This window comes from Paenibacillus sp. D2_2 (genome assembly GCF_031199965.1).
GTDB lineage: Bacteria > Bacillota > Bacilli > Paenibacillales > Paenibacillaceae > Fontibacillus.
Genome location: NZ_CP133605.1, coordinates 2,417,266 through 2,429,924, shown reverse-complemented (window position 1 = coordinate 2,429,924; position 12,659 = coordinate 2,417,266). Strand labels below are relative to the sequence as shown.

Here is a 12,659-nt window from a genome sequence, read left to right as displayed (position 1 = left end):
TAGCCGTGCATCACATGGTGGCACAGGAAGGGGTTGTCTCCCAAGTCGATTTTCGACTTGGAGACGCCCCTTTTTCGCGTCAAAAACGGACAAAACGGGAACATCCTCATGTTTCGCCGGATCACCCGGACATTATTGACCGCTTGGTACGTTTGATAGGTGCGGTGGTTACGATAAGTGTGATGAGTTCGATCACGGTAATTCTAATATTCCTGCACATAGACTTGCTGAATTTCATTATGCTGATAACGGAAATCACAGCCCTTATTTCGGTAAAATAAGGCCATTTGAATTTCTAATGGAACTAGGAGACTTTATTGTACAAGAAAAAGAGACATTATTCGGATTTTGCCCGAATAACGTCCCTCATTTCCGTTAGGATTTGTTTCTACTCTAACTTCTGCACCTAACTATCATTATTAAGCTTTTGTACTAAGCTTTTCTCTAGCTCCAGCCTTCCACATTTCACATGCCACTAACACGCCTTAGAATCTCGATATTTTAGCATGCAATGAACTAACTCAGTACCACCGAAGCTTACACCAAATGGCAGGCTACATGATGCTCGCTGCCAACATTGCGAAATTCCGGAACCTCGGATTTGCAGCGTTCTACGGCGAACGGGCAACGAGTATGAAATTTACAGCCGGATGGTGGATTTGCCGGACTCGGAATGTCACCTTTCAGTACGATCCTCTCCCGCTTCAACTTCGGAATCGGAATAGGTACTGCTGACAGTAACGCCTTCGTGTATGGGTGCAGCGGGTTCTTGAACAACTCGTCACGAGGTGCTGTCTCCATCATCGTACCAAGGTACATCACGCCGATACGGGTGCACAGATGCTCTACTACACTCAGATCATGCGAGATGAACAAATAAGTTAAGCCGCGTGTCTCCTGCAATTTGCGGAACAAATTGATAATCTGCGCCTGTATCGAGACATCAAGTGCCGATACGGGTTCATCAGCAATGATCAGATCCGGATTCAACACGAGCGCACGAGCAATCCCAATCCGTTGCCGCTGACCTCCAGAAAATTCATGTGGAAAGCGGTCGATATGATAGGAAGACAGACCGCAGGAGGCAAGTACTTCCTCCACCCGCTCTCTTACTTCTCCCGCCGGTACAAGCCCATGATCGATTAGCGCTTCGCCAATCGCATCGCCGACACGTACCCGTGGATTCAGCGAGCTGTACGGGTCCTGAAAGATTAACTGTAGCTGCGGGCGAATTTTACGCATTTCCTGCGGAGATAAGTCATATAAGTCCTGGCCCTTGAAGATAATGTCGCCCGACGTCTTTTCCGTCAGACGTACGATGCTCTTGCCAACCGTGCTCTTACCGCTGCCGGATTCCCCACCAGTCCGAAGGTCTCTCCCGGATTAATCGCAATACTAATATCATCAACTGCACGTACATGACCTACAGTGCGATTCAATAGTCCAGATTTAATTGGAAAATACTTCTTCAGATGATTAACTTCTAATAACGGTTTAGACATGAACCGCCGCCTCCTTTTCGTACAGCCAGCAAGCGACCTTCTGCTCCGTACCAAGCTCTCTTAGCTCAGGTCTGCGGACTTTACAAATCTCCATGCAATGCTCACAGCGATCATGGAAATAGCAGGATTCTGTTAACTCCAACGGATTAGGCACCTGCCCTGGAATCGAATACAGCTCATCCTGCCGCTGATTCAGAATCGGCTTGGCACGCAGTAAACCTTGGGTGTACGGATGCTTCGGATTTGCGAACAATTCGGTAACTTCGCCTTCCTCTACGACCTTACCCGAATACATAACGATGACATAATCGGCCATCTCCGCAACAACGCCCAGATCATGCGTAATAAGCAGAATCGACATGCCCGTCTCTTTCCGAAAATTACGCAGGATGTCAAGAATCTGCGCTTGAATCGTAACATCCAGCGCCGTAGTCGGCTCATCAGCGATCAATAATTTCGGCTGACATGAGATCGCGATGGCGATCATAATCCGCTGCAGCATCCCGCCGCTAAGCTCATGCGGATAAGAGTCCGCAATCTGTTCAGCACGCGAAATGCCCACCTGCTCGATCAATTCGATCGCCCGCTTACGAGCCTCTTTCTTGCTCATCCGCAGATGTTCGATTAGCGGCTCCATGATTTGCTGTCCAATTGTCAGCACAGGGTTCAGCGAGGACATTGGCTCCTGGAAGATCATCCCGATCTCTTTGCCACGAATAACCCGACGCTCGTTCTTGTCCAATTGGAGCAAATCCGTTCCATCCAGATCGATCTTGCCACCCACAACCTTCCCGTTCGGACCTTGAATCAGACCCATAACCGACATCGCGGTAATACTCTTACCACAGCCAGACTCACCAACGATACAGACTGTCTCTCCCTTACGTACTTGCAGGCTGACATCATCAACCGCCTTCACAGTGCCTTCCTCTGTATAGAAATAAGTGCTTAAATGTTCAATATCGAGCAAATGATTTGCCATGATGACAGCCACCTACCTTTTATTTTTGGGGTCCAATACATCTCGAAGTCCGTCACCAAAAATATTGATGGCGATTACGGTGATGAAAATACACAGGCCTGGCGGAATCCATAGCCAAGGTCTCTCCTGGAAGTCGATCAGATTGTTAGCTGAATCGATCATATTCCCCAAGTTGGAGTCGGCTGAATGACACCCAATCCGAAGAAGCTCAGTACCGATTCCATCAGAATCGATCCCCCGATATTTAGTGTAGCGATAACGATCAATAATGGTGTAATATTCGGTAGCAAATGATGGAACAGCTTACGGCGATCCCGCAAACCAAGCACAATAGTAGCCTGCATATACTCACGCTCACGCAAGCTGAGCATCTCGCCCCTGACTAACCTAGCCAGACCCGGCCATCCAACGAAGCTGAGCATGATCATAACGATGTACATCCGATAGTCGGTTGGAACCTTCCAAGCGGACAACATCGCGCCGGCGATGAATAGCAGCGGCAAACTTGGAATCGTCAGCAACAGATCGGCGATCCGCATAATGATTTGATCAACAACACCGCGGTAATACCCGGCAATCGCCCCCAGCAAAGAGCCGATAAATACCGACAGAACCATCGATGCGAAGCCAACGGTTAGGGAGATGCGGCCCGCTAGCATAACACGAGTCAGAACATCGCGACCTAACTGGTCCGTTCCCAGCCAATGCTTAGCGCTAGGCGCCTTATTCATCATCGCCAGATTGTTATGATTGCCTGAATACGGCGAGAAGAGCGGACCAATAAAGCAAAGCAGAATCATAAAAATTACAATGACAAACCCGCTAACCGCGAGCTTGTTCCTCATAAGACGTTTAATAGACTGCCTCCACAGCGAAGACTTCACGGCAGTTGCCTTGACAGGCACCTTCGCCCCTCCGGAGGCCAGATTACCACTCATAGCTGACATAGGGTGTACGACCTCCTTATAGTTTCACTCGTGGATCAGCCAATTTGTAGAGCAGATCCGACAGCAAAGTTCCGATGACGGTCAGAATGGCAATAAACATTGTGAATCCCATCAATAGCGGGTAATCCCGCGATGAGAAGGATGACATATAGAGCTGTCCGATCCCGGCCAGTTGAATATTTTCTCGATAATCAAGGAACCACCGAACAATGCCGGTAGCTCGAAGCCGACCAGCGTGATTGCCGGAAGCAAGGCGTTGCGCAAAGCGTGAGTGAACAGCACCTTACGCTCCTTAAGACCTTTGGCTCGGGCCGTACGGATATAATCCTGCTTGATCACATCGATCATATTGCTACGGAAGTAACGAGTTAATGACCCAAGGCTAAGCAGAGTCATAACAATAACCGGCAGCGTCATATGTTGAATAACTTCCTTCACATAAGCAAATCCAGTCGCATTGCTCCCAGTCGTCGTCATGCCTCCAGGAGGCAGCCACTTCAAATCGACGGCGAAGCCCTTAATCAGGAGCAGGCCGATGAAGAAGGACGGAATCGACATGGCGGCAAAGATAATGACCATAATGAGTGAATCGAACCAGGAATATTGTTTGTATGCTGCGATCACGCCAATGATGACTGAGATCAGCCATGTGAAAAAGGTTGAGACGATCGCCAGCAAGAATGAATTCCATATATAATCATTAAAAAGCTGAAGAATCGGCTTCTGCTGTGCCAAAGAATATCCGAAGTCACCGTGGAAGGCATTCTTCATCCAAATCGCATATCGTTCGAGAACCGGTTTGTTCAACCCGTATATTTGCCGAAGCTCTTCCTTACGCTCAGGACTAAGCTTCATATTGCCGCTGATGAAATCGCCAGGCGTAAATGCGTACAAGCAAAAAATAAGCAGTGATGCGGCAAACAGAATGATAACCATATAAGTGAGACGTTTTACAAGATATGTGCTCATGATCGGCTCCTTATGATGCATCCCCCATACTGTCATACAGTACAGGGGATGAGTGAATTAATAATTTATTTCAGAGACCAATTATTAACATCCTGGAATCCTGCGAACGGATTGTTGATCACACCGTCCAGCCGGCCATTGTACGCATAATAGCTCTTTCTATAGCTTGTAAAGATAACCGGCAGTTCGTCGTTCAAAATTTTATACATCTCAGCATAGTACTGCTTCCGCTGCTCCGTATCACTTGTGGAGAGTGCTTCATAATACAGTTCCTTCACCTTCGGATTGTCGTAACCCTTGATCTCTCCATCAATAAATTGCTGTACACCGTCGGAAGGATCGCTCAGCATTGGCGTCGAGAAGGATACGAGATCATAGTCACCACTTTCGTACTTAGCAACCAGTGCGTTGAAGTCCGCAAATACCTCAGGTTGGAAATCGATGCCGATCTCCTTGAATCCCTCTGTAGCAACAGCTATGAAGATATCGGTTGCCGGGCTCTTGCTGCCTAGGAAATGCAAGGTCAGCTTCTTACCGTCCTTCACACGAATTCCATCCGAACCAACAGTCCAACCAGCATCATCTAGGATTTGCTTCGCTTTTTCTGGATCATAGGCATAAGGGTTGATTCCATCTTCGGTGTAGGACCAAGAGATTGGTGCTGTCGGAATGTTTGCCACCTGGCCTGCTCCTTGATTGGCATCGACATAGATACCCTGACGGTCCAGTCCGTAGGCGAGTGCTTGACGCACATTTTTATCCTTATAAGCTTCATGCCCCAGATTGACAGCCAAATAGCCATATACACTTGGGGTGTAAGGAACGATATTCAAGTAGCCCATATCTTTCAGCTTCTTCAAATTGTCCTGTGTTGCAGTAAAGGAGCCATAGTCTACTTCCCCGGTCTCTAGGTACTGCCAGGTGTCCCCCTCAGAGGTTTTATAAATGAAATGCTCCGTCTTCGGCTTGCCCAGATAGAAATATTCATTAGCTACCAGACGAACTTCTTGGCCTGGAATGAACTTCTCCAGCTTGTAAGGGCCATTGCCAACCGGATTTTCATGCAATTTCTTGATGTATTCCAGATCGCCGAATTTATAATCTTTACCGTAATACGCTTTGGATAAAATCTCACCACCAAGTACAATCGGCGCTGTGGCAATTGGCTTCTCTAGAGTGACGGATACGGTAAGCGGATCAATGACCTTAATCCCCTCAATAGAGGTTGCCTTACCGTCCTTGTAATCTTGCCCACCCTTAATTCCGATCGTAGGAATCATTGAATCGCCATCATAGGCTTTGTCATACAGCAATGTCCAGGTAAAAGCTACGTCATCCGCGGTCATCGGCGATCCATCGCTGAACTTCAAATCCTTGCGTAGATGGAAGGTGTAAGTTAGTTGATCATCGGAAATATCCCAGCTCTCTGCAAGTTCAGGGACAGCAAGCCCCTTGTCATCTTGAGTGACGAGTCTAGAGTACAACAGCGAAGATACGTTGCCGTCATAACCGCTTTGTTGGAAATAAGGAGTGAATGCACCGCTTGGATTCGTCAAGCCAACAATGATCGTATCTGTACGTTTCTGTGCCAGACCTGGCAACTTCGACATATCACTCGCTGCAATCGGCTGATTCGCTTCGACAGCACTGTTCGCTGCATTGGAATTACTCGATACGTTGCTGGATCCAGAACTTGCCGTATTCCCCGCATTATCGCTCGAGCATGCTGACAATAGCAATGAACCCGCTAGTATTAATGAAGTTAACAAAATTGCACTTTTTCTCATGAGACCTCTCCTGCCCCTCTTGAAAATATAATTTTGTAAATCCTTTAAATATTAAGCATATATAGAATTTCGATTATTCCGACAGACTAACTATGCTTTTAAACCGTTAGTGTTTATTATAAGTACGTTCAATGGTTCTGTAAAGAGAGAACTGTTAAAGATTTCTTATAAAAGCGAAACTTCGAGAAAATTGAAGTAAAAAAATAGCCTCTTCCTCGCATTTATGAGGAAAAGGCTGTCTACTATTTTTCAATATAATCGAGTAATTTGATCTGAATTTCGTTAAGCGCTTTGCGGCGTAAGCTATATTCTGTCACAGTCTCACCCAGAAAATGAACATAAATGAGTCCGGCACTACGTAGCTTGGCAATATGATCATGGGTAATCCCTTTGGATAGATTCATTTCACGTACAATTTCGATGAAACTGCGAGGTCCATGATGCAAATAACGAAGTATCCTTAAACGGCTCTTCTCCGATAGCGCCCGGATCGTACGAAAATCATGTATCGGCATAAAATCCTCTTCTCCGATATCCGTCCTAGACGAATAGTGACAGAAGAGCACATCTCCGTACTGGATAATTACATTCATCGGTTGGAAATGGTATTGCGGGACGAGAAGCAGCTTGTCCACTCCAGAGACAGGCTCAAACACCAAGCCATTCGTCGTCTCATCAATAAATGCTTCCTGCTTCATATCTCCAATGGCTGTCCTTCTCTCTTCTAAATGTCCGAGCAGCGCCTCGTGAATTCCCGGATCAGATCGTTCGAAGTATTGTCGGTTCCATTCGCTAAATACCGTGATCATTCTCTGCTGGAACTCCCCCATGTTCGCCGGAAACTGATTGCCATGTGGCGCGAACAATTCATAGAGATCCCCGACGGACATGTTTTGGAGCCAAGCGATCACCTCATGAATCTCATTCATTCCCGTCGAGAGTAAAATGAGCAGATATGAGAATTTCCAGTCTCCATTCACCTCTAACTCATCAAGCATTGCGGACAATTCGGGAGTAAGCTGTTGTTTAATATTTTGGGCCCAGTTCGGTGTCAGATCAATTTTTTTGTGAGACTTGCGGCATATATAGCTATGTAGGCTGCTAATGAATTCAAATTTACGACTATATTGTATGTCTAAATGGTATGACACCTTTTCACACTCCCTTAGAGGTTGTTCAAAAAGTTTGAGCACGGGGTAACACTGAAGGAATATTCGACATTGAATCTTGAAATCAACTGGGCTTTCCTATGCTCACGTACTCAAACGTACGCTCCGCTTCTCAGTCCCTAGCATCATCCAACCTTCTCGGTGCTGAAAGTTTGACTTTTTGAACTTACATTCATAGTTAAAACCTATATTCTGATAGAATCCTATTTATTATGATGTAATCGCTTTCGGTAAACGAAGGACACGATGAATGATTCACCGTGCCCTTCATTTATCTATTGTCTAAGCGCCTGCTTCTTCCAATGGAATAAATTCCTGCTTCAGCAATTTGACGCGTGAAATTCTCTTGTTGTCAGTTTCCTCTACGATGTACATACAACCATCATATTCCACAGTTTGACCGACCTGAGGCGGCAATACTTCAATTCTAGAATAGAGCCATCCACCAATCGTATCATAATCGTCAGAGTCCAGTTCTAATTCAAAGCGATCATTTACGGAATCAATCAGCATTAAGCCATCAATGGAGAACACATCCTCCTCGATTTGTTCAATACCTGGTCGCTCCTCATCAAATTCATCCTGGATTTCCCCAATAATCTCCTCAATGATGTCTTCCAGTGTGACAAGACCAGAGGTTCCTCCGTACTCATCAATCAGAATTGCGATCTGACATTTGCCACGCTGCATCTGTTTCATCAAATTGCTAATCGGCATAGATTCGGGAACAGCCATAATTGGACGAATCAGATGATGATAATCATCCGAATTAGAGCGTATTAGATCTTTAATATGAATGAAACCAATAATATGGTCTTTATCTTGATTACACACAGGGTATCGAGTACGTGTCCCTTCCAAAGCAATCTGCAAATTCTCGTCCATTGAATTATGAGAATATAGACAAATCATTTCTGTACGCGGAATCATAATCTCTCTTGCCGTCGTATCGGCAAATTCAAAAATATTGTCAACCAGCGACATCTCTGTACTGTCAATCAGTCCGCTCTCGCTGCTTTCCTTCATCATTACACGGATTTCTTCCTCTGTATGCAATGATTCCTTCCCCAAAACTGGCGAAATTCCGAACATTCTTAGCAGGCCTGCCGACATCGAGTTAAGCACCCATACAGCTGGGTACATGATTTTATAAAATATCTTCATCGGTGGAGCAGTCAATAAAGTTACAGCTTCGGATTTGCGTACCGCGATCGTCTTGGGGGCTAGCTCCCCGAGTACAATATGAAGCACAGCGATAAGAACAAAAGCCAGAGTTATTGAAGTTACATGGACAGCACTCTCGCCCATTCCTGCCCATACAAAGATTGGATTCAATATCCGGGCCACAACCGGTTCACCTAGGAACCCCAGGCCTAAAGAACATAATGTAATTCCGAGCTGGCAGGCAGATAAATAGCCTTCCAGATGATTTAACAAGTGCTTGGCAGTTATAGCACTCTTGCGCCCTTCTTCGACCAAAGCGTCAATTCGGCCGCTTTTGATTTTGACGATCGCAAACTCGGCCGACACGAAAAAACCGTTAAGCAAGACCAATAACAACATTAGTCCTAATGAAAAAAGACTCGGTAAAGGGTCTGTCAATACGTATCCTATTCCCGCTCATTTACGGAGAATAGGTACACCTCCTTCGCGGTATAAAGTAATATTGTTGTTTATTTCGGTTATATATCGTCAACTCCCCAATGAACTCATCTCCCTTGTAAGAGGAAGTTCAAAAAGTCCGCTTTTGATCACGAAATCAATCATGAAGTAATTCGGCATCGAATCTTGAATTCACCCGGGTCTTAGAAGATGCTTTCGAAGTCATGTTTTCTGCGGAAACATCTTAGGTGCTCACGTACCCACTACGTACGCTCCACTCCTCAGACCCTAGCTTCATCCAACCTTCTCGGTGCTGAAAACCGCACTTTTTGAACTCTCATTTTGAGTACGTTACATCTATAATTATATTATTATACACTACACAGTCAAACCACAGTGTATGACTGAAGTACAGGCGTAATTTATAGAAAATATCCAATCCATCTCTGTTTCCATTGTACAATCCATAAATAAAAGCCCCCTATATAAGTACAGGAGGCTTGGATTTATCGCTTGCTTTTAGCAGCAGCCCCTTGTTGATGGAACACTGCCTGTTGCATATGGATATGAGTATTGTAGCGGCTCGTCAAAAGTAGCATAATCCAGATTAACCATCAGGAGAATCGTTCTTACCCCTGTATTGGGATCGCTAATAATGATATGATCCCGACCGGCTGCTTCCAGCTTACCTTTAAAGATCTTGGCATTCCATTCCGAATTGTTCTCATAAGTCATATAGAATGTACCGATCTTACCCAAATTCAAACGAAGTATGTTTTCGATAAAGGATTGCTCAAAAACCGGCGTCTGGGTAGGCACAGCGGTTCCTGACGAGGTCATCGGGCTGCCTACCGGAACCTGCGGTGGCATAGCATGAGTCTGAGTCTGTCCCGGAGACATTGAATAATTCCCTCCTGACGAATATCTGCGAAAAGTCCCGTTTCCGACATTATAGCCTACCGGGTTGTATGATTGTGTGAACATAAATCATTTCCTCCTTAAATTATGGGTATTGAATTAACTATCAATAAACATTCGGACAATCTTCTCCGGAAGAAGCAAAGAAGCAGTGGGCTTTGTATCTTCCGGTATTTTGTTGATCATACCAGGTATCCGGTTCACCTACATTACCGACCATGAGCATCCCTTGCTCGCCTTCACCTTCTGCTTCAGTACGGATCAGCCTCGCAAGCAGCTTAACATCTTCTGAATTCGTTTTAATTACTGCAACGTCCGTTCCCCTTTCCTCGCTTCTCAACGCTATATCGTATGTGCATCCGCCTATATTGGTGCATCTTAACATTTGAAATAGGTAATCGTGGTGACATTTAACGGCAAATACCCTTTTACTTTGAATGCGATTCCAATTTTGAATAATTAGTGACTATTTCTATGGACGCGCTTACATGAATAGCATATACTGTAAATGAATATGGATAAATACAGCACTTCATATGCGTAATCACCAAGAGCTCCTTCCATAACACCTTTTAGGAGGTTCTTACATGAAAATCGCGATCATTGGCGGTGGACTTGCTGGCTTAACTGCCGCCGCTTACCTATCCAACAGTCCAGACACCGAAGGAACGGTGTTCGAGCGCAGCCCGCAAATCGGCGGACGAGCGTTCACTTATGAGAAATCGGGTTTTACATTGAACTATGGAGCACATGCAGTTTATGGGATCGACAGACACACGCTGCACAATATGGAGAATGAACTGGGACTTCAGTTCCAGAGCAAACAGGTTGATAAGCGCAAAGTAGTGTATGCCAAACATGAATCCCTCACGGCGGCTCCACTCGACTTTGTTAATATTATGAAGACTGAAGTACTTACCAAGCGAGAGAAGGTCAGATTCATTACTGAAATCGCTGCCGTGATTGGACATCTCCATCAATTGAAGAATCACCGTACATTAGGAGAATATCTGGATCGTACGCATGCATCTCATGACGTCAAGGAACTATGGGAGCATCTTGTCTGTTCCAACTTCTTCATTAGTCCAGAGGATGCCCGCCAAGTATCTGGTGAAGTCATTGCCGATTATTATCACAATCTATTCCTCTCCGGCAGACCCGTCAGCTACATCCTTGGCAGCTGGTCCACCATCACCAATCAGCTTCGTAGCAAGGTTGAAGCTAATGAGAAGTGGGAGATTTCTCTCAAAGAGCCTGTTGAATCCATTCGTATGGAGAACGGCAAGTATATTCTGAACACCAAAACCCGCGAGGCACTGGAGTTTGATCAAGTTGTATTGGCCATGCCTGGTCCAGCAAGTGGGTAAGCTGTTAGAGACGACGACATGGAATCAAGCTATTGAGCCATTCAAGAACAATACGGCAAACGAGGTCCTCGTGTACGATATTGGTCTCTCCAAAGTGGTGGCGCGTCCGTTCCATTACATTAGTGATATGGACAACAAGCTGTTCATCAGCGATGTATCAGCCACTGACCATACCGTTGCACCATCAGGTGGGCAGCTACTTCAGGGTATAGCTTATTTAAATGACGATACCTTAAGCGAGGACGAGAAGAAGCAGTATCTAGATAGCAAAGTTCAAAAGATGGAGAAGCTGTTCGATACGTATTATCCTGGCTGGCGTGATGTAACCGAAGTCAAGAGGATGTCAAAGAAAGCCATGGTATCGAGCGTCAAGAATATCGTTACTAATCGGCTTCTTCCGCTTCAGCTTCCAGATGTCCCTCTCTTCTTCTGCGGCGACGGTTGCGAGGGTAAGGGAGAATTAGCGGAACGGTCCTTCTCCAGCGGCAGGGCTGTAGCCAAGCTGCTCTTGTCCCGAACAGAATCTTTGGCGCACTAATGAACTCAACTATATTTCATATATTCATACAAATAGAGCTGTCCGTCCCGGACAGCTCTTCGTTATCTCTTACAATGAAGCTTCAGTACTCATGCAGCCCGCGATAAGTTCTGCTTAGACGCTCAAAGCCATAATAACGGCTGCCTTGGAACGTCAGCTTCCCTTCGTCTCCTTCCGAGCACTGACCATATTCCTGCCCGCTTACCACAAACTCAAGGCGGTCACCGCTCTCGACCTCAAATGTGACGTAATACTTCGTATCTGAGCGATTGACGGACATCTCTGTATCATGCCTGTGCGAAACCTCGGTCCGCTTACCTACAATGATCGAAGTGACGCTTAATAAAGGCTGTCGGTTATTGGAAAAATAACGTCTAATTCCACTCGCCGAAGTCAGGAGAATCACCCCAAAGATGACGACGAGAAAGATCGGAAAAGCGGTATTCATTACCCCAAGCATTTCGGCCCATGATTCCATTCTTCTCCCTCCTACTATCAAATCGAGCGGTGCACTCACTCGCCCATAAAGCCCTGTCTTTCTTTCTTATGTATATGCCACCTGATTCAAAACTTGATATTCGCAATTGTAGGAAAATATGAGATCTTGTCCTAATATAACAGCAAAAGCCTCCGACCCATATTGGATCGAAGGCTATATTTCTATCATTTGGCTTAAAGAGTTATGCATAATACATATGCAGTAATTGACGAGTTTCTTCTGCACCGTCATGTTCTTCTTCTAACATCCCTTTCTCAGCCCAGCAAGCTTGACAAGCTTCTTCGGTAGTACACAGATGAGCGTCTTCACATGTATAACAGAACTGCATGTATTTGCGAGTAGTTTGTTCTTGGTCCATAGTTTTCATGATTAATCACTC

Annotated in this window: 10 protein-coding genes and 3 pseudogenes; 2 read left to right on the top strand and 11 right to left on the bottom strand. The window is 45.5% G+C overall.

Annotation, left to right across the window (positions count from 1 at the left end):
• Positions 1-537 precede the first annotated feature (537 nt).
• From RE628_RS12345 to RE628_RS12305, 9 genes and pseudogenes are all read right to left on the bottom strand, one after another.
• Positions 538-1,502, bottom strand: a pseudogene (locus RE628_RS12345) (ABC transporter ATP-binding protein).
• Positions 1,495-2,484: an ABC transporter ATP-binding protein gene (locus RE628_RS12340; RefSeq protein ID WP_309158951.1), complete on the bottom strand. Its 990-nt coding sequence runs from the start codon at positions 2,482-2,484 to the stop codon at positions 1,495-1,497. Before RE628_RS12340 ends, RE628_RS12345 begins: the two are co-directional and overlap by 8 nt.
• A 12-nt stretch (positions 2,485-2,496) precedes the next feature.
• Positions 2,497-3,431: pseudogene (gene opp4C / locus RE628_RS12335) on the bottom strand (oligopeptide ABC transporter permease).
• Between the two features lie 16 nt (positions 3,432-3,447).
• A pseudogene (locus RE628_RS12330) lies at positions 3,448-4,400 on the bottom strand (ABC transporter permease).
• A gap of 65 nt (positions 4,401-4,465) precedes the next feature.
• Positions 4,466-6,187: an ABC transporter substrate-binding protein gene (locus RE628_RS12325; protein ID WP_309158950.1), complete on the bottom strand. Its 1,722-nt coding sequence runs from the start codon at positions 6,185-6,187 to the stop codon at positions 4,466-4,468.
• Between the two features lie 242 nt (positions 6,188-6,429).
• Positions 6,430-7,338: an ArsR/SmtB family transcription factor gene (locus RE628_RS12320; protein WP_309158949.1), complete on the bottom strand. Its 909-nt coding sequence runs from the start codon at positions 7,336-7,338 to the stop codon at positions 6,430-6,432.
• Between the two features lie 300 nt (positions 7,339-7,638).
• Entirely contained in the window at positions 7,639-8,919 is a 1,281-nt protein-coding gene (locus RE628_RS12315) for a hemolysin family protein (protein WP_309158948.1), read from the bottom strand.
• A 558-nt stretch (positions 8,920-9,477) separates the two neighbouring features.
• Entirely contained in the window at positions 9,478-9,942 is a 465-nt protein-coding gene (gerQ, locus tag RE628_RS12310; RefSeq protein WP_309158947.1) for a spore coat protein GerQ, read from the bottom strand.
• A gap of 40 nt (positions 9,943-9,982) precedes the next feature.
• On the bottom strand, positions 9,983-10,216 hold the full coding sequence (locus RE628_RS12305; protein WP_309158946.1) for a hypothetical protein: 234 nt from the start codon (positions 10,214-10,216) through the stop codon (positions 9,983-9,985).
• A gap of 247 nt (positions 10,217-10,463) precedes the next feature.
• On the opposite strand from RE628_RS12305, the gene RE628_RS12300 reads away from it, so the two are divergent.
• A complete protein-coding gene (locus tag RE628_RS12300; RefSeq protein WP_309158945.1) occupies positions 10,464-11,243 on the top strand; it encodes an FAD-dependent oxidoreductase in 780 nt (259 codons plus the stop codon).
• Complete coding sequence (locus tag RE628_RS12295; RefSeq protein WP_309158944.1) at positions 11,209-11,781, top strand: hypothetical protein; 573 nt, start codon at positions 11,209-11,211, stop codon at positions 11,779-11,781. The genes RE628_RS12300 and RE628_RS12295 overlap by 35 nt, the downstream gene beginning before the upstream one ends.
• An 82-nt stretch (positions 11,782-11,863) precedes the next feature.
• On the opposite strand, the gene RE628_RS12290 is transcribed toward RE628_RS12295, so the two are convergent.
• Both RE628_RS12290 and RE628_RS12285 read right to left on the bottom strand, forming a co-directional pair.
• Positions 11,864-12,259 carry a DUF2500 domain-containing protein gene (locus RE628_RS12290; protein WP_309158943.1) on the bottom strand — a complete coding sequence of 132 codons (396 nt, stop codon included), beginning with the start codon at positions 12,257-12,259 and terminating at the stop codon, positions 11,864-11,866.
• 202 nt (positions 12,260-12,461) lie between these two features.
• Positions 12,462-12,647, bottom strand: a complete 186-nt coding sequence (locus RE628_RS12285) for a hypothetical protein (protein WP_309158942.1) — start codon at positions 12,645-12,647, stop codon at positions 12,462-12,464.
• Between the last annotated feature and the right edge of the window lie 12 nt (positions 12,648-12,659).

Bases quoted from the DNA above. Each gene is read 5' to 3' on its own strand.
- RE628_RS12340 (WP_309158951.1), bottom strand. From the start codon at position 2,484: ATGGCAAATCATTTGCTCGATATTGAACATTTAAGCACTTATTTCTAT.
- RE628_RS12325 (WP_309158950.1), bottom strand. From the start codon at position 6,187: ATGAGAAAAAGTGCAATTTTGTTAACTTCATTAATACTAGCGGGTTCA.
- RE628_RS12315 (WP_309158948.1), bottom strand. From the start codon at position 8,919: ATGTTGTTATTGGTCTTGCTTAACGGTTTTTTCGTGTCGGCCGAGTTT.
- gerQ (WP_309158947.1), bottom strand. From the start codon at position 9,942: ATGTTCACACAATCATACAACCCGGTAGGCTATAATGTCGGAAACGGG.
- RE628_RS12300 (WP_309158945.1), top strand. From the start codon at position 10,464: ATGAAAATCGCGATCATTGGCGGTGGACTTGCTGGCTTAACTGCCGCC.
- RE628_RS12290 (WP_309158943.1), bottom strand. From the start codon at position 12,259: ATGGAATCATGGGCCGAAATGCTTGGGGTAATGAATACCGCTTTTCCG.
- RE628_RS12285 (WP_309158942.1), bottom strand. From the start codon at position 12,647: ATGAAAACTATGGACCAAGAACAAACTACTCGCAAATACATGCAGTTC.